This is a genomic window from Bacillus sp. AR13-1, assembly GCF_008042285.1.
GTDB lineage: Bacteria > Bacillota > Bacilli > Bacillales > Bacillaceae_G > Bacillus_A > Bacillus_A mycoides.
Map to the genome: position 1 here is coordinate 51,759 of NZ_QNUA01000025.1, position 24,538 is coordinate 76,296.

A 24,538-nucleotide genomic window follows, 5' to 3' on the forward strand; every position below is an offset into this window, starting at 1 on the left:
TTTAATGATTTAATACCCGGCTTAAAAATAGACGTGCTCTTTCTTGTTCAGGATTTGCAAAAAATTGTGATGGTGTTGTATCTTCGATAATTTGACCGTCATCCATAAATAAAATTCTATCTGCTACCTCACGTGCAAATCCCATCTCATGTGTGACGACGACCATCGTCATTCCTTCTTTAGCCAGCGCTTTCATAACATCAAGCACCTCTCCGATCATCTCTGGATCAAGAGCGGACGTAGGCTCATCAAATAGCATAATTTTCGGTTGCATCGCGAGCCCTCTAGCAATAGCTACCCTTTGCTGTTGACCTCCGGATAATTGATGAGGATATACACCTGCCTTCTCCGGGATTCCTACTTTCTCTAAATAAACCATCGCTGTTTTTTCTGCTTCTTCTTTTGAAGTTTTATTTACTTTAATTGGTGCTAGTGTAATATTTTGCAGAACTGTTTTATGTGGGTATAAGTAAAAATGCTGGAAGACCATACCAATATTTCGACGTAATTCATTCATATCTGTTTTTTTATTGTGTACATCTGTATTTTGTACGATTAACTCTCCATCAGTAATCGCCTCTAACTGATTTATACACCGAAGCAATGTACTTTTTCCTGATCCTGAAGGACCAACAACTACTACCACTTCACCTTTTTTCACTTGCACATTAATATTTTTCAAAACTTGGAAGTTACCATAATATTTATTTACATTACGAAACTCTATCACCATACTCCCCCCTCTCCTAAACAAAGCATGTACATTCTTTTTATATTCAAAAATAGGCAAAAAAATAACTTTCATCTTCATTTTGTCCATAAAAAAGAGCAAAGGGATTTCCCTTTGCTCCTTCATTTCTATTCTCTTAAGATACTTCTTCTTTCTTGTCTTTCCCGTATTCATGCTCCCAGAAATCAGCATTTTTAATTCCTAATTTCTGCGGATCGAATACTGGATCTTTTCCTTCTTTTTTCTGCTTTTCATAATCCTTTAATGCAATCAATGCCGGCTTTTGTAATAATAGAATCGCAATAATGTTAACCCATGCCATAATTCCTACACCAATATCTCCTAAAGCCCACGCTGTTGCTGCTGTTTTTACACAACCGTAGAATACAACTCCTAAGAATACAAACTTTAGTACGATAGACATCCAAGGGCGGTCTTTATCACGATTTAAGTAAGCGATATTCGTTTCTGCGATGTAGTAATAAGCCATAATTGTTGTAAATGCGAAGAATAGTAGAGAGATTGCCACGAAACCGTTTCCAAATCCAGGGAAAACAGATTCTACCGCAGCCTGTGTATAACCAGGACCTGGTTGTGCACCATTTAATTTATTGACGATAAAGTTTTTTCCGCTTGCATCAAATACGTTATACATGCCTGTAATAATCATCATAAATGCTGTTGCTGAACAAACAAATAATGTATCAATGTAAACGGAAAATGCTTGTACTAACCCTTGTTTAGCTGGATGCGATACTTCAGCTGCTGCTGCTGCATGGGCCCCAGTTCCTTGCCCTGCTTCGTTTGAATAAATACCACGTTTTACACCCCAAGAAATTGCTAAACCGATAATCCCGCCAAAAGCCGCTTCTAATGCAAATGCACTTTTTAAAATTAACATGAAAGCGTCTGGTAATTTTTCAATATTCATAGCTACAATTACACAGGCTACTAAAATATAGCCAAGCGCCATAAACGGTACTACAACTTGCGCTACGTTAACAATTCGCTTAACTCCACCAAATATAATAAGTGCTAATGCCGCTACTAATACCGCTCCTGATACAGAAGTATTAATACCAAAAGCTGTTTCTAGACTTACAGCAATACTATTCGCCTGAACACCCGGTAACAGCATCCCCGTCGCAAGAATTGTCGCTGCAACGAATACTAAAGCATACCATTTAACACCTAGTCCTTTTTCAATGTAATAAGCAGGACCACCGCGGAATTGCCCTTGATGCTTCGTCTTATATATTTGTGCAAGCGTCGATTCTACATATGCAGAACCAGCTCCTAGAAAGGCTACCGCCCACATCCAAAATACAGCCCCTGGACCACCAAAGGCAACAGCCGTTGCAACACCTGCAATATTTCCTGTTCCAACGCGCCCTGATAATGAAAGTGCTAAAGCTTGGAATGAAGAAACACCCGCATCCGATTTTTCCCCTTGAAATGTAAGTTTCACCATTTCTCCTACATGTCTTACTTGTAAAAACCTTGTTCGAATGGAAAAATATAGACCTACTCCTAAACATAAATAGACAAGTGCTGGACTCCAAACAATATTATTTATCCAACTTACGATAGCTTCCAACTTTCCCCCTCCTTCTTTATAAAGAATATTCAGAATATATATAAAATTATAAGTGTATACCGAATCTATAACAATATTATTTTAATAAAGTAAACATATTTTTGTATAAAAAAACAAAGTATATATTTATTTTATATACTTTGTTCCCTTATCTCTGTATTATGTATTCACTATTGCCTCTTGCTTTATAATTCTTTCATACAACTCATCTGATAACTTTTGAAAATCCTCTGGCATATCTTTCCCCTTAAATTTCTTTTGAATCGTACCGTATAGGCCTATATCACGTAACCGTAAAAATAACGGTAACGATTCATACCAACTATCCGCCAGCCTGTGCTCATATTCGTACCCCTTTCTTAACACTTGTAACTGTTTACGAGCAAATTCCGTCTTTTTCTCCAATGTCCACGGTGTAAAAAGAACAGAGTAATAAAGAACCATTGCCAAATCATGAATGAAGTAATTATAGGCAGCGTCATCAAAATCAAAGATTGTTAGCCCTTTTCCATCATAATGAAAATTACCTGGATGAATATCGCCATGCATAAGGCCAAACGTTTCTCTTTCGATTGGAAGAGCCTTTATTTCATCCATTAATACAGTAGCAATCCCTTTCACCTTCTCATCTTCTAATCCATTAACAATGCTACTTTCATCCTCTTCCCACGTATCACGGTAGTCTGTTTTAGGATAATCCATTGTAAGGCGGTGCAGTTGTCCAATCGCTTTTCCCCACGCTTCAAAGTAAGTATCTCCCCAATAAGGCGACCCTTCTCCTTTTACTTGCTCACCTTGTGCATATGTAAATAAAGACGTGAAAAAGAAAGTGCCATCTTCCGCTCCAATTTCTTCTACAAGGTTTTGAGATATTGAATTACGAGGTCCCGCCACTTTTGCCCCATGCTCTGCAACATACCGTAAAAAATCTAGTTCGGCCTCTACCTCTTTTTTAGACCGATGAGAAGAATGGGTTAAGCGTAATACGTAATCTTCATTATTTTTATCCTTCGCCTTAAAAATATAATTTTCAAAATCACCAAGTGGCTTTTCTTCCACCGTTACATGATATGCCTTTGCTGCTCTTGCTAAAATTTCATTCGTAAAAACACGTTCTACCGCTATTTCCATTTGTATCCCTCCTATATATCTTCTTAATTCGACATAAATGTAAGAAGTACTGCTATGAAATTAAATAGTGCGTGTGCAATCATAGCCGATAAAATAGAATTTGTTTTTTCATATAACCACGCGAATACTACACCGCTTAAAAAATTCACCGGTAATGTGTTATATGTTGGAATATGAACAACGGTAAATATTATTGAACTTATAAGCACACCGCCCCATATGCCATATCTATCACGAAAAAACGTATAAAAAACACCTCGATATAAAATTTCTTCATAGATTGGTGATATAACTGCTGCTCCAATTACCGCGATACAGAACGCATATATTGATTTATCATTTTGGATCGTCTCCGTTTTACTATTTTCGAAAGAAATCCCCAGTTTCTCCATTATCATTAATACTCCAACACTCACTACAATCAAAGAAATAACCGCTACAAATGTCCACAATAAATCTTTCCATGAAAGCTTCCGAATTCCAATATCTTTCCACGACAGTTTATATCTTTTTATGCAAAAAAGATAAACTAAAAATGTAAATATCACTGCCATTATAAGTCCCATTAATACTCCAGCATATAATGAGTTCCCTATTATTTTTAAAGCATAATCATAAAAAAGAGATTCAACCATTACTGGTACAATCAGAAATACAAAAACAAATAAATATAAAATTTCTTTCCATCCCCACATACATTTTAAAGTCATCTACACCATCCCCCTATATCCTATTTTCTTTAGTATAAAAGATTACGTAACGTAACTTTCAAGCTACTTTTTTTCAAATAATCTAAGCATAATTTTCTCACAAAATAAAAAAAGGTTGATTCACTCAATCAACCTTTACACTATTAAAAATTCTATTCCTCAATTCTTCATCAATTCATTCTCATATATAATATTTATCTTTATTTCTCTTCACCTTTTGTCTGCATTGAGTTGAAGGTCCAATTTAACTTCAATGAATCCCCTTGAAATACATTTTGCTCTTCATCGTTATCTACAAATGTGAACATTACGTAGAAAGTATCATCATCACCAGGAGCAAGTCCATTTCCTTCTCGGTCTACAACACCTTTTTGTACAAGATCAGGAATACTTCCGTTTTGCGTAGCTACCTTTAATTCAGATAATGTAGTAGACCAAATTGGAACCTCATTTTTATCCAAATTCCACAAGAAATCAACACGGATATGATCACCAAAATCAGCATTTCCATTATCTCCTTTAGCATCGATTACACTGTAATCTGTCAGAAGTTTCACATCTCCTATTGCTAAGGTTCCTTTGTTTACTAATTGAAAACCACGCTCCATTTCATCACCTGGTTTAATATTGTCGACATTAATAACAACTTCAGGATTAACACTCAAATCTAAAGTACCGGCTGCAAACGTGTTTTGTGATACTTCCTTATCACTAAAATACGCATATGTTCCCCCACTAATTAAAGATAAGCCAAGCGCTGCAGTTACAACACCCATACCAAGTTTTTTCTTAATACTCATTTCACAAGTCCCCCTATTTTTAAAGTTTAAACTACAAACCTTATTTCCAGCTCACAAACAATAATAATTAAGCAACTACCTTGTCCCACAACGAAAGCGAACTAACTTTAAGCTAGTTACTTCATGTACCCAAACGACTATTACTTTTAAAATAACCGGTAATGTTACCGTAAATCATTACCGGTTATTTGTTAGCCAATCTCATTTAATTTTATATTCATTGTCTTATTGCTTTATTTACTCTAGAAGTTTGCCCACTTATTTTTTTGGCTCTAATCCAATGGAACGTAAGATTTTATCTAACGTCACTGGCCCTACATTTTCTTTCGGTTTCTGATTTTCTTTGGCATCTGGACCCTTTTTCAAGAAATTCTTCTCAATAAAACGAATATCTGTTTCATTTACAACACCATCTTGATTGACATCTCCATCTTTTACAGCCACTTTTCCTTTTTCATATGAAAGAGCTGCTATTCTAGCATCTTGAATATCTACCATTTTATCGCCGTTTACATCACCTGCAAGGCTGTCATCCATATCAGCTCTAAAGTTTTGTCCCACTAATTCTCCATCCTGCATTTTCCCTATTTTTGTAGTTAATTTACTATTTAAATGACCTGGCATTTCTACGAAAATGTTATATTCTGTATCACTTACTGGAACACTATGAATTTCAAATTGCCCATTATCATCAACCGTTCCTGTATATTTCTTTCCATCCTTACCAACTGCATACACTTTTGCTCCTAGTTTTGTGTAGTCATTCTTACCTAAATACCCCTCTTCAGTTAAGAAAGCTTCTGGTCCAATATATCCTGTAACCATTGCATGTTTCGAAATAATAGAAAAGGATTTATCTTTAAACACAGGAATCTCAACGCCTTCTGATGCACCTGTTTTTGTATAAGAGAATTTATCTACTCCAAATGCTGTTAAATTATTAAAATACTCGTCACTCGTCATCTCGAATGTAACATCTACAAATGGTGCGTCTCCATCTAGACCTTTAAATTCTGTTCCTTCTAAAGATGCACCAACTTTCACCTTGTTTTCCCAGTTTCCTTCTTCATTTATCACTGGATCTTCTAATTTAATATTTAATCCATGTTGTTTTGCATATTCTGCAAGTGCTGGATTTGGTTTAACATCTACAAATTTAAACAACTGTTTACTATAAGGAATCTCAAATGTACCTGACATAAGTTGTTTCACATTATTAAGATTTAAAGTTAATGTAATTTTTTCTCCTAGTTTAAATTTATCCTTGTCATAGCTTGGGACAGCGTATTCCGTTCCCTCTTTAACAAAGACATAATCTTTAAATCCATTTGCCATATTTGATGCAGTTGCAAGATCATATCCAAATAACCTTAAATTAAGCGGTTCATTGATTTCCTCTGGAAGTACACCAAATTTAAAATCACCATTGGCTTGAATTGTATTCAACCAACCTGACGGAAAAGCAGAGTTTTGGTAATATACAATTTCATTAGTTTTTTGGTCATACTGAAGGCCTTTTGCCTTTAATACATCTATCGTAGAATCATAAATGTTACCATGTACCCATAATGCACGCTGACCATCTTCTTCTTTGAACATAGATTCATTTACCTCATGAACGCCAGGTTTTACATCGGTAAATTTCATTTCAGGTTTGATATTATCAATAATTACGCTATCTCCTTTTGTATAAGGTTTCCCTTCTTTGTCATATCCAATGAAATCAAGTTGGTAATCTCCATCAGGCAACGTAACTCGCTTGTCTCCAATTGGATGATTTGGATCTCCTGTAAACGGGAATACATAGCCACCCATACCATCGAACATGATATATTCAATATTTGGTGTTAGACTGCTAGCATTAATTGTCCCCACAATTCCTAATGCCTTTCCTGTTTTTCGATCCTTCACCACTGCATCGATAGTTTCAAGTGGACTGTTCAATTTAAATGTCAGGGGTGAACTCGGCCTTTCCATAAATGGATGGAAGTTAGATGTATCTGTTGCCATTGCATCTCTCAGCAAATCTACAGATTCAATTCCTTTTTCTGTGAATTTAACTGCAAATGGCACTTGATATACTTCTTTTTCATTTTTTTTATTTGAAATATGAATATATCCCTCATATCTACCAAATTCAGCGTTTTCTGGAATGATAATTTCAGGGCTAATTTCCCCTGATGTACTAGGAGCTACTTTAATAGAATCTTGTACGTTCAGCTTCACACCATTCTTCGCTGCATCTTGCACACCTACACTTGTTGGTGAAAACTCTACTTCTAATTTAAACTCTTTCTCGTCTGTTTTATTGCTGTTCTTAATTAAGACTTTTCGACTATCTTTAATAGGTCCATTTCCCAATTGGTTTTTATACCCGAATGCAATAGACCCTGTTTTTTCTTCAATTTCTACTTCTTCATCATTTACAACGTTTGATGTTTTATCGATAACCTCGATAGCTGTATCTGCATGAACTGCACGATACGCATCAATTCGGCCTGATCCTACCTCAAATACAGAGCGTGCCTCTTTTAAGTCAACTGCAGTATTCATAAGCGCTTCTTTTACTTCAAACGGACTATAGTTTGGATGTTCTTGTAAAATGAGTGCCGCCACCCCCGCTGTATGAGGAGTTGCCATAGATGTACCTGACATACGTCCATACGCTACCGGATAATTTTCTCCATCCTTTGGATCATTAATATATTCAGGAACAGTTGAGAAAATAGAAACACCTGGCGCTACAATATCCGGCTTAATATCATCTGTTTTAGTTGCAGGACCGCGAGAGCTGAAATCAGCTAAGTGATCTCCTTCTGTTTTTGTGTTACTCAGTTCTCCAAATGTTAAAGAGACATCTCCTTGGACAGCTTTTGCTTGCAATTTCTCACCATCTGCCTTTGTTAAGCGGAACGATGGAATAGATGAAGTACTTTCCCCAAGGTAACTTGTAATTTCACCATCTACATTGTTATATACAATTACCGCCTTTGCACCTGCTTCCTTAGCATTTTTAATTTTTTCATCGAATGTAATCTCACCGCGCTGGATGAGCGCTAACTTTCCTTGTACATCTTTCCCTTTAAAATCATCTATTTTCCCAAGACCTGTATATACAACAGATAATGATTGACCTTTCAAATCTTCAATCTTATCAGTAAAGCTTTTTCCAAGTAGCATCATTTTATCCACATGTAAATCAGCTGCATCGGCGGAAAATGTCGGGATAGTCATCGCAGCGTCACTTGCTCCAACTGTAATTGGAAGTGCTGCTGCACTAGGTGATCCAAGGGTACCTTCTTCTGGACCACTATTACCTGCCGCTACTACTGTAACAACACCAGCTAACATCGCATTGTTTACTGCAATAGAAGTAGGATATAAAGGATCATTAATAGACGCACCTAATGATAAATTGATAACGTCCATATCGTCTTTCACTGCTTTATCAATCGCAGCAAGAATACCGCTTGTTTGTCCACTTCCATATGGACCTAATACACGATATGAATATAAATCTACATCCGGAGCGACTCCCGTAACTGCATAATCCACACTATTCTTTTTGTCTGCAGCAATTGTCCCAGCTACATGAGTACCGTGGGATGTATAGTATGCACTTCCATCATAAATTTCAGGATATCCTCCAGAATTTTGCCAATCCTTATACGTTGTCTCCATTGGATCAGCATCATTATTAACAAAATCCCATCCTTTTATTGAGTTCGGATCTATTTTGCTTGCATCTTCACCTTGCTTTGCACGATATCCTTTATAAGCATCTTTTAAATCAGGGTGGTTATAATCAATACCTGTGTCCAGTACACCTACCTTAATTCCTTTTCCTGTTATTTTTTCATCATGCAGCTTGTCCACACCAATTTGTGGTACACTATCTGCCATTTTGGGTTCGGCAGCCGTCTTAGCTGTTTCTTTCGGTAAATCAATTTTGACCTCACTATCTTCCCATACGCGCTTAACAATACCAGTGCGAACTAAGTCTTCAATCATATTCGCAGGTAACGAAATCGCTACACCATTAAAAGCATTCTTATATTCTCTTGTTATTTTGGCAGATTTAAAATTCGTCCCTTTATCTTTATTCTTTTGAAGCTGCTCAAACTCTGATTTAAATTCTTTATGAGATGCTTCTACCTTTTGTTCCGCAGTTGAAAGGGCTATTTTTTTCCCCTTAGCTGCTTGTTTTAACATCTCGATTTTGCTAGGTGCTTGCTTAAACTCTACAATCACATTCACATTATCAGGACTTGCTGTATTGATGCCTGGTGAAATAACAAAACCTGGTTTTGTATTTAACGTTTTTAAGGCATTACGTTGTTCCTTTGTAAGACCTTTCAATATAGCATTTGCATCATCAATCCCAGTTAAAGTAGTTGTATTTACCTCTTCGGCCAATACGTTATATGGAATTCCTTGAGACATTAACATACCAACAGTTAGCGTTCCGATAAGTATTTTTCCGAATTTCCCCTTCTTCATAGCGCATCTCCTTATTATTAAAATTATTTTTTCTAAAATAAATCCTCTGATCTCCTATTTAGCATTGGCAATTCTATCAACCTTGAATCTATTTAAAACAATCGAGAATCTCCAACACTACTAATCTTCTTTCTATAAAAGCCCCCATAAATTGTTTCCAACTACAACGATTTACAACATGAATTATTAGTAGCGTTAAGCAATAATTCTATTTTTATTATTTCACATTTTGATTTTTCTGAATATTGAACAAAAGGAGTAATTTTTTTCTAATGATTCTATGCCCAAATAGTACAAAAGAACTACCTTGCCCTTTATTCTTTGTAATATAGAATAAAGAAACACGATAGTTCTTTTAAACATCTCTTATTTAATCCAACGGAACCAATTGATTTCGAACAGCATAAATCACCGCTTGCGATCGACTTTTTACATTTAGTTTTTTAAAAATTTTATTGATGTGAATTTTAACTGTTTTATCACTAATATATAGAGCTTCAGCAATTTCTTTATTACTAAGTCCTTTTACTAATTCAAAAAGAATTTCCTTTTCACGTTCCGTCAGTTCATTTTCATTTGATTCTAATTTCATTTTTTGCTGATGATATGTAATTAATTTTTTAGTCATACGCGGATGAATAACTGAATCGCCTCGATATAACATTCGAATTGCTGCTATTACCTGCTCCGATGATGAATCCTTCAATAAATAACCATCAGCACCAGCCTGAAGTGCATCCATTAAATACTCATCATGTTCATACATTGTAAACACAAGCACTCGGCAATTTGGATAATTTTTTTTTACTAACACTGTGGCTTCAATCCCATTTTTCCCTGGAAGATTAATATCCATCAAAATACAATCTGGTCTGCATTCTTCTACTTTTCCCAATACTCCGTCCCCAGAGCTAGCTTCTCCAACCACTTTCATATCAGATTCATCCTCTAGTATGCTCCGAATTGCGTCTCGTAAAAAAGCATGATCATCCACTACTAATATTTTAATCATTTTACGCACCCCTTGTTTGTGAATCTGGAATTAATAGTGTAATTTCTGTCCCTTTCCCTACAGAACTATCAATCTGTAAAGTAGCCCCTAATTGTTCAGCTTGTTCATTCATATGTAATATACCATAATGTGGCTCATTCTTCGTTTTAACCATAGACTCAAATAGTGAAAAGCCGACTCCATTATCCTTAACCCTTAAAAGCACGTGCTCACTTTGATAGCTAAGTAAAACATCAGTCTTTTCTGCTTGTGCATGTTTTACAATGTTTTGCAAACTCTCTTGTAATGTATCAAAAATAACTCTTTCTTTTGAAAAGCTGAGTGCACGTGCATGACCTCTTTCATGATATGTAATATCTAGTTCATATTCTTGTTTTAAAGATTTTATTTTACTTGCTATCGCCTGCTTAAGCCCTAATTGTTGTGTCGGATATGGTTTTAAAGCATAAATAGAATAACGAACTTCTCCTAGGCTTCCTCTTAAATCTTTTATACTTTTCTCTACTATTTGCTGCATATCTATTGGTTTATCACGGTATTTTTTCTGCGCGGATTCTAGTTGGTATATCACCCCGGCCAATGTTTGTGCAATACCATCGTGAATTTCGCGTGCGATTCTATTTCTTTCTTCTAAAATCATTCTTTTTTCCTGTTCAGAAATCAATATTCTTGTTTTAACTACGTTAGCTAATTGGTTAGAAAACGTAGCTAACGACTGTACATCTTCCGGAAAAAAACCCGCAGTTCTACTTTTCCCTGCAACAAACATTCCGACTAGTTCATCATTTACAATAAGAGGAAAATATACAAGCGAGCGTATGACGCTATCAAATATTTCATCTCCAGGAGCCGTACCAGTTTTCCAATCATGAAACACAAGATTTTTAGAGATTCCCTCAAACGCCTTGGATATTTCTGAATGATCAGAAATATCCAGACGAACTTTCCCATCTTTCAATAGAAGATTCCAGTTCCCATCATCTTTTGTCCATATTACATATGCTTGTATGCCAAAAAAGCCTTTAAGCGCTTGTTTAATATGTTTCAAGTTTCCTCCGGTTAGTCCACGACTAATTTCTGTCGTAATAAGAAACAGCTCATATAATCGTTCCTTCTCCATCCTTATCCGTACAGAAAAAGAACTAATAACTGAAATTGCTACAAGTGGAAAAAAGAAAAACAGTACTGTAATCTCGTTTATTTCCACACTATATGTACTAATTAATACATGCATCAGGGCCGCATAAGAGAAACCAAAAGTTTCGCAAAGAAATACCGTTACAGTTTTTTTATACCACTGATAGATTGAATATGGCTGCGGAAGAATTATCATTAACAAATCGTAAAAGCGGTTGTTGAAGAAGCCAAAAAACACGCAAAATAACAACAAAGATATTAAATTTTCATATAGAACTGACATATCTATCTTGTTAATTAATAAAGACATACATTTATTTGAAAACCATTCGGCCAAGATCAAACTAAGCGCATGCTGAGTACTATTAAATAACATTCTTTGTATCGGTGAACGACGATGCAGGTGAATAATTAGCGTTACGAGTACAATAGCAATAATAGTCATATGGATTCCAAACTGCCAACTCATAGCGTAAATTATCGGAAAGGTAAGCGAGCTAGTTCCTCTCCAAAATCGTACAGGAAAATACTCTGCAATCCCCATAAATATTAATAACAATATTAATATCGTTGGATAAGAAGGGATTTTAATATCAAGTAAAGATATGGTTATAGTAATCAAGCCAAGAAAAGAAATAAAATAAAGATAAGAACTAGCAATCTTTTCTCTCATAAAGATAGAATTTACATCCTTCAAAACAACCCCTTCTTTCTTTATAAAACTTCATTTTCTCTATTATCCAACAAAAAACCGGCACTGGCAAAATGGAAAAACCTCCACTAGCCAATCACCGGCTGTGTACTACACCTAAAAAGGCAAGACACAATATTAGTATAAATCGATTCTCATAAATTTCCTATTCATCAAACGATGTAATTATGCATACCGCTAGGCTTATCCTCTATAGTACAAAAGATATATATTAATATCGCTAATCTAATATACGCTTTCTTTCCATCCCTTATATCCTATTTTCTTTAGTATAAAAGATGATGTAACGTAACCTTCAAGCTACTTTTTTCAAATAATCCAAGCATAATTTTCTCACAAACAACAAAAATTAACAGAAACAATTTCAATGTAAAGGAGATGGAAATTATGGCCGAACAGAAAAATTCACAACAAGATAATAAAAAAAAGCATATGTTTCCATCACTTCCGGAAAATATTAATTACATTGAAAATAAGCTCTGTCATTCAGATGATATAAAAAAATTAGATGTCCCTTTCCAAAATGGAAAAGGAACAATTATATATATCGAATCTTTAGCAGACCCAAATTTAATTCATCAATTAGCTCTTGAACCATTATTAACTCGATCGGATCTGTCTTTAGATAAAGCTTTTGCCACATTAAATATGAAAAAAGAAACAAATTTAAATTATGGTGTGCAGCTTTTATTACAAGGTAAATCTTTATATTTTCATGAACACGTCGACAGTTTTTGTATTTTCGAAACAGCTCTATCTTTAAAGAGAGATATAACAGAACCTGATAATGAAGGGATTGTCCGTGGACCGCATACTGGTTTAGTAGAAGATTTAGCAACCAATTTAGCTTCTATTCGTAAACTCATAAAAAGTCCACATGTCGTCGTTAAATATTTCACACTCGGTGAAGAAATGCATACGAAAGTGGCAATTGCTTATATGCAAAACATAGCTAATGACGATCTAGTTACAGAAGTAAAAAGAAGGTTAGAAACGATTAAGACAGATGCACTTATGCCTCCAGGATATATACAAGAATTTATAGAGGATACGTCTTTCTCACCCTTTCCGCAACAATTAAATACAGAGCGTCCAGATAGAGTCGCAGCAAATTTAATGGAAGGACGAGTTGCTATTTTATCTGATGGAGATCCAACTGCACTTATCGTTCCTGTTACGTTATTTGCTTTCTATCAATCACCAGATGATTATAATAACCGCTGGATTGTCGGTTCTTTCATCCGAATGATTCGCTTAGTCAGTTTCTTGATTGCCTTTCTCTTGCCCGCTATATATATCGCAACAGTTGCTTTTCATCCTGATGTGTTGCCGCTCGAACTTGTTTATACGATTAAAGCTTCATTAGAAAAAGTGCCACTTCCTCCTATTTTTGAAGCTCTCTTAATGGAATTAATCTTTGAATTATTACGGGAAGCTGGTATTCGCTTGCCAAGCCGAGTTGGACAAACAATCGGTATTGTAGGTGGTTTAGTAATTGGTGATGCAATTGTAAAAGCCGGTCTCGTTTCTTATACAATGATTATCGTTGTAGCTTTAACTGCAATCTCATCTTTTCTTGTTCCATCAAATGATATGAGTTCCGCAGTTCGGATTCTTCGTTTTCCGTTAATGCTCCTTGCTGCCATATTCGGCTATGTAGGAATATCATTCGGTCTCATTATAACTTTCGTTCATTTATGCCAGTTACATTCATTTCATACCCCCTATCTTTCTCCTGTTGCTCCGATGCGGATAAAAGATATGAAAGACTCTTTTGTACGACTACCAATTTGGTCGTTTTGGGAACGACCACATGATTCAAAACCGAAAAAAATGCAACGACAACATGTAACGAGAGAGGATGAGAACGGTGACAAACACGCAAAGTAAAATTTCACTTGTTCAATTTACCTTTTTCGTTATTCAATGCCAAATCGGAGTTGGTATACTTTCTCTACCAAACCGTCTTCACCCAATAGCGAAAGGTGGCGGATGGATTTCTGCTCTCATCGCTGGTCTTGCAATTCAACTTATTATTTTACTTATGTGGCTTTTCTTAAAACGATTTCCTGATGCAGATATGTATGAAAGTGTTTGTATGCTATTTGGGAATAAGTTTGGAAAACTATTAGGTTTTGCTTATGTTTTTTATTTTACCCTTATCGGTATGACGGTTATGTTAAATGCTTGTAATGTCATTAAAGTTTGGATATTACAAGCAACTCCTTGGTATGCCACCCTCATGCTATTTACAATAGCTTGTTGTTACATAGCTTATAATACGTTCAAAGTCATCGTACGGTTTTACGTCATGGCTTCTATTCTCATTTTACCAATGGCTCTTTTAATTGCCCTAGGGCTTACACGAGCTGATTTTTCTTACATTTTTCCAATTACAGAAGCCGGATGGTGGAATATTATTCAAGCATCAAAAGAAACCATTACAGCTATGTATGGTTTTGAGATTATTCTTATCGCTTTCCCAAAAGTAAACGGGAGTTCTGTGGCAAAACTGAAAGCAATTTCTATCGCTAATGGATTTGTAACTCTTTTTTATACTTTTACTGTTTGGATTTGCTTTATCGTATTTAGTCCAAAACAAGTTGAACTTATTCCAGAGCCAGTTGCTTACTTATTGCGTTCTCTGCATATTGGGATTATAGACCGAACCGATTTACTATTCATCCCAATATGGATGATAACTGTTGTAGCTTCTATTGCTAGTTATTACTGTGCTGCTTCTATAGGAATTGGACATATCTTCAATCTGGCTAATCATAAAAAGGCTGTTCCAATCGTTGGTATTATTGCTTTTAGTGTAGCCCTATTTATAGATACACCTGAAGAATTAAAAGTAATTGCAACTTTTACTGATAAGTTCACGTATATTTTCATAGTTGTCCTCCCTCTTTTATTTCTACTTTATTCAGTAATAAGGAATAAGAAAGGAGAACAGTATGTTCCAAAAAAGAGTTAAATTACTTTTTATATTATGTACTAGTGCATTCCTTTCTGGCTGTTGGGATCAAGAACCATTAAGAGAAGCGAGATTAGCTTATAGCATTGGATATGATATTACGGAAGAAAATAAACTTCAGCAAACGCTTGAACTCGTAAAAAGTTCAAGCGGAGAGCAATCTTCATTCGAGAATGAAATACATTCAGCAAACGGGCATAACATAAGGGATACAAGCGATGCCCTAAAAAAAAATGTGACTGGGAATATTCGCTATTTTAAATATGGTGTTCAATTACTAGGAACCAAAATTCTAAAAAAAGGTATACTCCCCTATTTAGATGTCAGCTTTCGGGACCCAACAAACCCAACTGCTTTAGTAAAACTTATTGCAGTAGATGGTGAAACATCCGAGATACTAGAAAAAAAGAAGGTAGGAAATTTACTAATTGGAGATTTTCTAAAGAAAAAAGTGAAAAGCTTAGAAGATATGAGTGTATTTCCAAAAGAAACTTTAGAAACAGCTGCTACAAAAATGTTAGATCCCGGTAAAGACTTTACCCTCCCTTCTATAAAAATAAAAGGAAAAGAAGTAATTACAAACGGGTTAGCTTTATTTAACAATGATAAATTAACTGGGCATTTACCTTTGAAACAATCTGTTTTATTCGTATTATTAACCGGAAAAATGGGAACAAGTGCCCGTATAACCCAAAAACTTACTAGCGATGAATCAGAGAAGACATCTGATTATTTAACAATGGAAGTTAGTAATCGAAAGTTAAAGCGAGACTTAAAAATAACAACAGATAGAAAAGGAAATGTATATGCTCACATTAAGCTTCAACTAAAAGTTATAGCCCTTGAGGCTCCAAGAGATAATATTTACAAAATGGAAGAAAGAAAAAAATTAAATGAAAAATTATCTAAACAACTTACAAAAGAAGCAAAACAAATAACGAACAGGTTACAAAAAGCAAATTGTGATGCTTTCGGTATAGGTAGAAATCTTATCGCTTATCATCCAGAGTTATGGAAGAAAAAGAATTGGAATAAAGATTATGCAAAGGTAAAATTTAAACCGGAAGTAGAAGTAAAGATTTTATATAGTGGCGTCTTAAAATAAAAAGGTTGGACGCCCGCCGGCATCCAACCTTTTATTTCATATAACGATATACAATTGACTCATACGGTCTTAAGTTAAGATTGGTAATATCTTTACTTGAATCTTTGTAATTTGATAATAATACTTCTTGTTTCATACCATCTAATTGAACATGAACTGGTACAGAATACGTTATTTCTTCTCCATAGAAGTTATTTATAACAAGTAATACTTCATTATTTACAGTACGTGTATACGCCCAAATGCTAGGATGATTTCCATCTAAAATAGCATATTTCCCTTCTGTAATTACATCATACGTTTTTCTAAGTTCTATTAACTTTTTATAATGATAAAATACAGACTCTTTATCTTCTAATGCTTTTTCTACGTTTATTTCTGTAAAGTTTTCAGCCACTGAAATCCAAGGTGTACTTGTTGTAAAACCACTGTTCATCTCTTCATTCCACTGCATCGGAGTACGGGAATTATCACGAGATTTTTGTTTTAAAATCCCGATAATATCTTCTTTTGATAATCCTTCTTCCAGCTTTATATCATATATATTTAACGATTCCACATCGCGATATTGCTCGATGGACTCGAATTTAGGATTCGTCATACCGATTTCTTCGCCTTGATAAATGTAAGGTGTGCCCTGCAACATATGCATAGCTGTCGCTAGCATTTTCGCAGATTCATTTCGGTACTTCTCATCATCACCAAACCGTGAAACGATACGAGGCTGGTCATGATTACACCAGAATAACGCATTCCATCCTCCGCCCTTTTGCATTTCAATTTGCCAATTAGACATAATTTCTTTTAATTTAATGAAATCAAAATCAGCTTTCGTCCACTTATCACCATTCGGATAATCTACTTTTAAATGATGGAAACTAAACGTCATGCTTAGTTCATTGCGCTCAGGATTCGAATATTTAATACAATTATCAATTGTCGTAGATGACATTTCTCCAACTGTAATTACATCTTTCCCTTCAAAAACATTTTGGCTCATCTCTTGTAAATATTCATGGACGCGTGGACCATCTGTGTAATATTTACGCCCATCACTTGTAGCAGTGGTGCCTTCATCACTTAAAAATCTTTGATCTTTTGAAATTAAGTTAATAACATCAAGGCGGAATCCTTTTACACCTTTCTCCAACCAAAAGCGCATCATATCGTACACTTCTTCACGAAGCTTTTCATTTTCCCAGTTTAAATCAGCTTGCGTCTCATCAAATAGATGTAAAAAATATTGCCCTGTTTTCTCATCATATTTCCAAGCAGATCCTCCAAATTTAGACTGCCAATTATTCTTTTCATCACGCCAAATATAATAATTTCGATACGGACTATTCTTATCTTCTTTTGCTTCTTTAAACCACTTATGCTCCGTTGAACTATGATTTACAACGATATCAAGCATGATTTCAATGTCACGTACTTTCGCTTCTTTTAAAAGCTCTTCAAACTCTTCCATCGTCCCGTAAGATGGATCAATGCTGTAATAATCACTTACATCGTATCCATTGTCATTTTGTGGTGATCGGTATATCGGTGTTAACCAAATATAATCCACTCCAAGTTCCTTTAAATAATCTAATTTCTCTGTAACTCCCTTTATATCACCGGTTTCTTTATTATAGTAACTATTAAAGCTCTTCGGATAAATTTGATAGACTACACTTTTATGCCAATCTTTCATGCTTAATTTCCTCCTACTTCTGTTTTACTCGTTTCGCAAATAACCATGTTAATGTAAATGGAATTACTACTGCGATTATCATCCCTACAATAAACATTGGAATCGATTTCGGAATGATAGAAATAAATGCTGGCAATCCGCCAATTCCGATTGCTGGTGCTAATACACCATTTAATGTAATAAATATCGCTGCTATAGCAGACCCAATAATCGCTGCATAGAACGGGAATTTATTTCTTAAATTCACACCGAACATCGCTGGCTCTGTAATACCGAAGTACGCTGAGATTGCTGATGTTGATGCCATACTTTTATCATTTTGATTTTTAGAAATCCAGAACATCGCTAGTGCCGCACTACCTTGGGCAATGTTAGAAAGAGCAATCATCGGCCAAATAAATGTACCGCCGTGCTGTGCAATTAGCTGTAAATCAATTGCAATAAACATATGATGCATTCCTGTAATTACGAGCGGTGCATATAATGCTCCAAATAATACTGCTCCAAGTACTGGTACCGTTTCATATACGCCAACTAATCCAGCCGTTAATAAATCGCCAATATGACGTGTAACTGGACCGATAATTCCTAACGCTAACACACCCGTTACAACGATTGTTGTAATTGGTACAACTAATAATTGAATTGCGTTTGGCACATGTTTCTTTAAGAAGATTTCAACTTTACTTAATACGAATGCTGCTACTAAAATGGGTAAAATTTGACCTTGATACCCTACCTTTTCAATTTGGAATAGCCCTAAAATATCGAAGTACTCAATCTTTTGTCCCTCTAAACCAGTCGCTGCTTTTCCATAATCCCACGCGTTTAATAAGGCCGGATGCACAAGCATTAATCCCATAACAATCCCTAGTATTGGACTACCACCAAAGCGCTTCGTTGCTGACCAACCAACAAGTGCCGGTAAGAATACGAATGCTGTATTGGCCATCATATTAATTAAATCCCAAAGCCCACCTAAGTTCGGATATACTTCTAATAAATTTTTCCCATCAAAAAATAAGTCCTTTGCCCCTAACAGGTTATTAATCCCCATTAGTAAACCTGCCGTAATAATTGCTGGCAAAATCGGCATAAATACATCTGAAAATACTTTTACAAACTTTTGAACTGGATTTAATTTTTTATCCCCTGAACCTTTTACGTCAGCTACTGTCGATTCTTCCATACCTGCAAGCGTTATCAATTCAGCGTATACTCGATCGACATCACCTGGACCAATTACAATTTGAAATACCCCAGCGTTATGAAACGCTCCCTTTACTAATGAAACAGACTGTAATTTATCATTATCTATTTTATTTTCATCTTTTAAAGCGATACGTAGCCTCGTTACACAGTGCGCAGCTTGTTCAATATTGTCTTTCCCACCAATATACTGCAACACTTCTTTTGCTGTTTTACGATAGTCTTTCCCCATATTCCCGTCCCTCTTTTCTTTTTTTGATACCGTTTACACTTACATATTAACTCGTATATATAAGTTAGTCAACACTCATATATATAAGTTGGTGATTTTTTATAAATAAAGAGATGGAACGATTATTTCGCTCCATCTCTTTATTTTCTTCGCGCCACATCCGAAAAGTGAAAAATATCTAAACGGTGACGTGATTCCGTATATTCGAACTGACTCCCATCGTATAAATAAGTAAAGTTTTTTACAACGACAACATAGTCTGTTCCATTTAAATCCAAATACTTTCGGTCATCCTCGGTACATGGTTGCACTTCAATTACCCGCTGTGAATAGCTAATATGTAGCCCTAATTCTTTCTCAATATATTTATAAATCGATGCAGTTGCAATTTCTCTCGTTAATCCTGGAATATATTCCGATACAAAATGGTTTATATCTAAAATTACTTTTTCTCCATCAATATTTCGTACACGTTTAATATGATTTATTTCCGTTTTTTCTTTCACGTTTAATAACTTTGCTACATCTTGTGTCGCTTTCATTTTCTCTATTTCCACGACTTCTGTAATACAATGACGTCCTAGACGTTCATTTTCTTCTTGGAAACTTACAATACCACCAAAGTTAAATTCAATGTTTTTGCGCTTTAATACAAAAACACCTTTTCCATGTATTTTTTGAACATATCCACGCTCTTGCAATAAATCTACAGCTTTTCTTACAGTACCCCTACTTGCCTCATACTGCTTCATTAATTCCGTTTCTGATGGGATTTTACATCCTTCTTTTAATTGTTTATTATCAATAGACTTGCTGATTTCTGTATAAATTTGTTCATACTTACTCATCATCTACAATAGCCCCTTGTCACCTTCTAGTTCTATATGTATTATACCACGCTATACTCTTCTGCCAATCTCTCACTTATTTTCCAGTACAAGAAAACTATAGGTAAATTTTTAGTCTCTAAAACGTATTTTTATAAATTTTTCTTTTCTTTCAAAAAAACATGTAGTATACTAACTTCAAAATCAGAGGAGAAAGGGAGCAAAGAACTATGCTTACTTATACAACAATTGTAGTTACATTTGCACAAAAACATCATCATCATACTTAACCCTTGAAACCTAGCGGAAAAATTACGCGTAGGTACAAGGGTTATTCCCGTTGTACCTACGCTTTGGCAAAGAGCCATGTAGGTATTTTTTATCTACATGGCTCTTTTTTTATTGCCAAAAATGCTAGTAAAAAATGATGTTTAAGCAAAACTTACTACAAAGGAGTTAACAAAAATGGAAACGAAAAAATGGGGATTATGGATTTTAACAGCTTTTGTTATCGGGAATATGGTTGGCGGTGGCGTATTTATGCTCCCAGCAAATTTAGCACACGTATCAGGTCCAATGGGATCTACACTGGCATGGAGTATTACAGGACTTGGTGTATTTATGATTGCACTCGTATTTGGAAATTTAGCAATTCGTAAACCAGAATTAAAAGCAGGACCACAAAGTTACGCCCAAGCAATGTTTACTTCTCAAAAGACAGGTAAAGTTGCAGGATATAGTATGGCTTGGGGATACTGGGCTGCTAACTGGGCTGCTACAGCATCTGTTATTATTTCCTTTGCTGGATATTTATCAACATTTTTTCCAGTTTTACAAAGTAAGCAAATTCTCTTTTCAATAAATGGATTTTCACTAGAACTAGGAAAAGGGTTAACTTTTCTAGTATGTAGCCTTATGTTATGGGGAATTCAATATATTCTTTCTCAAAATATTGATCGAGCTGGAAATATGAATCTTCTTGCTACCATTGCAAAAATTATCGGATTTACAATGTTTATTGTGATTACATTATTCATTTTCAACGCCTCTAATTTCGGAGACGGTCAAACATTTATGAATGAAGCTGGACAACCTATTTCGTTGGGTGGACAAATAAATTCCGCTGCTATTGCAACACTTTGGGCGTTTATCGGTATTGAGTCAGCAGTTATGCTCTCTAACCGTGCAAAATCTCAGCACGATGTTAAGAAAGCTACGATTTTCGGATTAATCATCGCTCTTCTTATTTACATGGCAATTACTCTACTAACAATGGGCGCTCTTCCACAAGACGCTTTAAAAGAGTCTCAAAAACCATTAGTAGATGCATTAAATTTAGCAATTGGTACTAAAGGTGCTTATATAATGGCCTTACTTGCACTCGTATCTTTATTCGGCTCTACTGTAGGATGGATCGTTGTTAGCTCAGAAGTACCTTACCAGGCTGCTAAAAATGGACTTTTCCCTAAGTTTTTCAGTAAAACAAATAAAAAAGGTAGTCCTTCAAAATCATTATTTATTACAAATGTGATGACGCAAATTTTCTTATTCTCAACGATTTCTGGTACTGTTTCAGAAGCATATAATTTCGCTATTGTTGTAGCGACATTAGCATATTTAATCCCGTACCTTGTTTCTACCTTGTATCAGTTAAAATTAGTTATTACGGGGGAAACGTATGATATAATGCCGGGATCTCGAATAAAAGATGGAATCATTACTGCATTAGCATTTTTATATTCCATATGGGTTATTAAAACGGGAACTGCTGATTTAAAAACATTCTTCTTAGGCATTGGTTTGTTTGTATTAGGTCTTATTCTTTATCCAGTTTTAATGAAAGATTCACAAAAAAAACAATAAAAAAGAGAAGCTTTTCGCTTCTCTTTTTTTATTAAAAATCAGTTAATAACTTTTCTTTTAGTTCCCCTATATCTAACGGTTTCGCATAATAAAAACCTTGTACAAAGTCGCAACTCATTGATTTTAATAAACTTTCTTGTTCTACTGTTTCTACCCCTTCAGCAACCACTAATAAATTTAAACTATGGGCGATTTCAATAACCGATTTTACAATCGTTCGCTCTGGTTGTGCATGATCATAATGAAACTCACGAATAAAATTACGATCAATTTTCACAATATCAAGTGGTAGTTGTTTTAAATAATATAATGAGGAATACCCTGTTCCGAAATCGTCTAAAGCGATTAAAATTCCCATACTTCTTAATTCTTGTAATGTAGCGATAATATAATCAAAATGGCGAACAGCAATACTTTCCGTTATTTCTAAAATTAAACGATTCGGAGGAAAACCAGTTCTCCTTAAGATGCTACGTACAGACAAAATAAAACGCTTCTGCATTAATTGTTGTATGGATAAATTCACAGATAACCTTAATCCTTCTTGGTAATCCGGTAATGTTTTAAACAGGCGACACGATTTTTCTAATACCCAATCTCCTAATTTTATAATAAGTCCAGATTCTTCAGCTATTGGAATAAATTCGCTTGGTGAAATAGGCCCTTCTTCTGTCATACAGCGCACTAAAGCCTCAATGCCAGTATATTTCTTCGTTTTCAAATCAATGATAGGTTGTAATGCCACATCTAATTCTTCATCACGAATTGCCTTTTGCAAAGCAAACTCGATTTTCATTCTACGATTTATTTTTGCACGTAACTCATCTGTAAAGAAACACGCCGCATTTCTTCCCTGTTCTTTCGCACTATACATAGCTAAATCCGAATTTTTCAATAGTGTTTCCACGTCTTGTCCATCTTGCGGATAGGAACAAAGTCCTAGACTAGCTGAAATGTATACTTCATGACCTTCAAGCATAAATGGTGCCTGAAAACATGACAATACCGATGTCGCTAACTGCCGCATCTCATCTTGTGTATGTTCTTTTGTTAACAGCACAAATTCGTCGCCACCTAGCCTAGCCAGAACATCTTTCTCTCCTAACACATAATGCAACCGTGAAGCAACTTCGCTTAAAAGTAAATCTCCTATCATATGACCTAACGTATCATTCACTAATTTAAAACGATCTAAATCAAAGTAAATCATGCCAAACTCTATTTTTTCTGCAATCATCTTATTTACAGTCGTAATTAACTGTAAACGGTTCGGTAAACTTGTTAACGCATCATGATAAGCAAGTTCCCTATAACGACTTTCGCTTAATCGTAATCTTTGTTCTGCTTCTTTCCTACTACTTATATCATTTCGAATTGCAATAAATTGATAAGGTTCTCCCTTTTCATTTAAAAATGGAACAATTGTTGTTTTAACCCAATAATACGTACCATCTTTTGCTTGATTTCGAATTTCCCCCGTCCAGACTTTTCCACTCAAAATACGCTTCCATAGGATTTGAAAAAATGCTTTCGGATGATATCCAGAATTTAAAATGCGGTGATCTTTTCCTATTAGCTCTTCTCTTTTATATTTTGAGATTTTACAAAATTTATCATTCACATATGTAATAAGACCATTTCGGTCTGTAATAGCAACAATTGAAGACTCATCTAATGCTAATTTTAAATCTTGCAATGAAGAGTCATATAATGCATGACCTCTTTGTTCTAGCATGCGCACCTCTCCTTGCTTCCTATCTGACTAAAACACAACTCGTTTCTCTTCATAGAAATAGAGATATTTCATTTTCTAACAATACGCCTTTATATAAAATGAAACTTTAATCAGTGGGGGGGTTGTCCATCCCCCAATGATTATTAGCCTTCACCAATCGGGCTTTTATCTCCCACCTAACTTCCTCACATTCACCGAATTTTGAGGTGGGAGTCTTACTGCCCGTTAATGCGGGATAAATCACAATTTTTTTCTAAATAGGCCGATTAAAATAACATAATATTATTTATAAAAAAAAGCAATATGGTGCTGTTTTAATTATAGTAGAAGCTTCTCATCTCTCTACTTATCTAAGCTTATTATACAGTATTCTCTTACATTCTTTGAATTTGTAAAGTGACAACTTCATCACTATTAGCCTCTGCTCCCTACTAATACGACCTCACACCTAACCTCTTTTATTTCATTAAATGTTAAGATGCAAATCTAACTGCCGATACATAATGAAATAGAGATTAATATACAAAATGCAACGATTCACGCATAATAATATAAAGTGAAACTTTAA

At 35.1% G+C, this 24,538-nt stretch carries 16 protein-coding genes; 4 read left to right on the top strand and 12 right to left on the bottom strand.

The annotated features are described in order from the left end of the window. Window position 1 precedes the first annotated feature (1 nt). The 8 genes from DN408_RS19065 to DN408_RS19100 form a co-directional block, all read right to left on the bottom strand. Entirely contained in the window at window positions 2-856 is an 855-nt protein-coding gene (locus tag DN408_RS19065; protein ID WP_307838809.1) for an amino acid ABC transporter ATP-binding protein, read from the bottom strand. Between the two features lie 10 nt (window positions 857-866). Next, window positions 867-2,327: an alanine/glycine:cation symporter family protein gene (locus DN408_RS19070; RefSeq protein WP_002125208.1), complete on the bottom strand. Its 1,461-nt coding sequence runs from the start codon at window positions 2,325-2,327 to the stop codon at window positions 867-869. A gap of 159 nt (window positions 2,328-2,486) precedes the next feature. Next, on the bottom strand, window positions 2,487-3,458 hold the full coding sequence (locus tag DN408_RS19075) for a phosphotransferase enzyme family protein (protein ID WP_078178024.1): 972 nt from the start codon (window positions 3,456-3,458) through the stop codon (window positions 2,487-2,489). A 23-nt stretch (window positions 3,459-3,481) separates the two neighbouring features. Next, the gene (locus DN408_RS19080) at window positions 3,482-4,168 is read right to left on the bottom strand and encodes a CPBP family intramembrane glutamic endopeptidase (protein WP_002125203.1); all 687 of its coding nucleotides are present in this window, start codon (window positions 4,166-4,168) and stop codon (window positions 3,482-3,484) included. Between the two features lie 200 nt (window positions 4,169-4,368). Beyond that, a complete protein-coding gene (locus DN408_RS19085) occupies window positions 4,369-4,968 on the bottom strand; it encodes a TasA family protein (protein WP_000023369.1) in 600 nt (199 codons plus the stop codon). 258 nt (window positions 4,969-5,226) lie between these two features. Further along, window positions 5,227-9,468 (bottom strand): S8 family serine peptidase, encoded by a 4,242-nt coding sequence (locus DN408_RS19090; RefSeq protein WP_147740292.1) that lies wholly within the window; start codon window positions 9,466-9,468, stop codon window positions 5,227-5,229. Window positions 9,469-9,838: 370 nt separating this feature from the next. Further along, window positions 9,839-10,480: a response regulator gene (locus DN408_RS19095; protein WP_147740293.1), complete on the bottom strand. Its 642-nt coding sequence runs from the start codon at window positions 10,478-10,480 to the stop codon at window positions 9,839-9,841. 1 nt (window position 10,481) lies between these two features. After that, the gene (locus DN408_RS19100; protein WP_002125196.1) at window positions 10,482-12,314 is read right to left on the bottom strand and encodes a GAF domain-containing sensor histidine kinase; all 1,833 of its coding nucleotides are present in this window, start codon (window positions 12,312-12,314) and stop codon (window positions 10,482-10,484) included. 402 nt (window positions 12,315-12,716) lie between these two features. Between DN408_RS19100 and gerKA the strand changes: the two genes are divergently transcribed. Genes gerKA through gerKC form a run of 3 tightly spaced genes read left to right on the top strand, consistent with a single transcriptional unit; the run spans window position 12,717 to window position 16,411 of the window. Continuing rightward, entirely contained in the window at window positions 12,717-14,219 is a 1,503-nt protein-coding gene (gene gerKA / locus DN408_RS19105) for a spore germination protein GerKA (RefSeq protein ID WP_002125193.1), read from the top strand. After that, entirely contained in the window at window positions 14,200-15,306 is a 1,107-nt protein-coding gene (locus DN408_RS19110; protein ID WP_000185782.1) for a GerAB/ArcD/ProY family transporter, read from the top strand. The genes gerKA and DN408_RS19110 overlap by 20 nt, the downstream gene beginning before the upstream one ends. Then, window positions 15,287-16,411 (top strand): spore germination protein GerKC, encoded by a 1,125-nt coding sequence (gene gerKC, locus DN408_RS19115; protein ID WP_002125191.1) that lies wholly within the window; start codon window positions 15,287-15,289, stop codon window positions 16,409-16,411. Before DN408_RS19110 ends, gerKC begins: the two co-directional genes overlap by 20 nt. Before the next feature lie 31 nt (window positions 16,412-16,442). Here the strand turns inward: gerKC and treC are convergent, their stop codons facing one another. The 3 genes from treC to treR form a co-directional block, all read right to left on the bottom strand. Beyond that, a complete protein-coding gene (gene treC / locus DN408_RS19120) occupies window positions 16,443-18,104 on the bottom strand; it encodes an alpha,alpha-phosphotrehalase (protein WP_078213700.1) in 1,662 nt (553 codons plus the stop codon). Window positions 18,105-18,117: 13 nt separating this feature from the next. Next, entirely contained in the window at window positions 18,118-19,545 is a 1,428-nt protein-coding gene (gene treP / locus DN408_RS19125) for a PTS system trehalose-specific EIIBC component (protein ID WP_002010521.1), read from the bottom strand. A gap of 140 nt (window positions 19,546-19,685) precedes the next feature. Continuing rightward, the gene (gene treR / locus DN408_RS19130) at window positions 19,686-20,396 is read right to left on the bottom strand and encodes a trehalose operon repressor (RefSeq protein ID WP_002125187.1); all 711 of its coding nucleotides are present in this window, start codon (window positions 20,394-20,396) and stop codon (window positions 19,686-19,688) included. A 441-nt stretch (window positions 20,397-20,837) separates the two neighbouring features. Here treR and DN408_RS19135 point away from each other — a divergent pair, with 441 nt between their 5' ends. Continuing rightward, window positions 20,838-22,235, top strand: a complete 1,398-nt coding sequence (locus tag DN408_RS19135; protein WP_002125185.1) for an amino acid permease — start codon at window positions 20,838-20,840, stop codon at window positions 22,233-22,235. Window positions 22,236-22,266: 31 nt separating this feature from the next. Here DN408_RS19135 and DN408_RS19140 read toward each other — a convergent pair whose 3' ends face one another. After that, window positions 22,267-23,970, bottom strand: a complete 1,704-nt coding sequence (locus DN408_RS19140; protein WP_002125184.1) for a putative bifunctional diguanylate cyclase/phosphodiesterase — start codon at window positions 23,968-23,970, stop codon at window positions 22,267-22,269. Window positions 23,971-24,538: the final 568 nt, after the last annotated feature.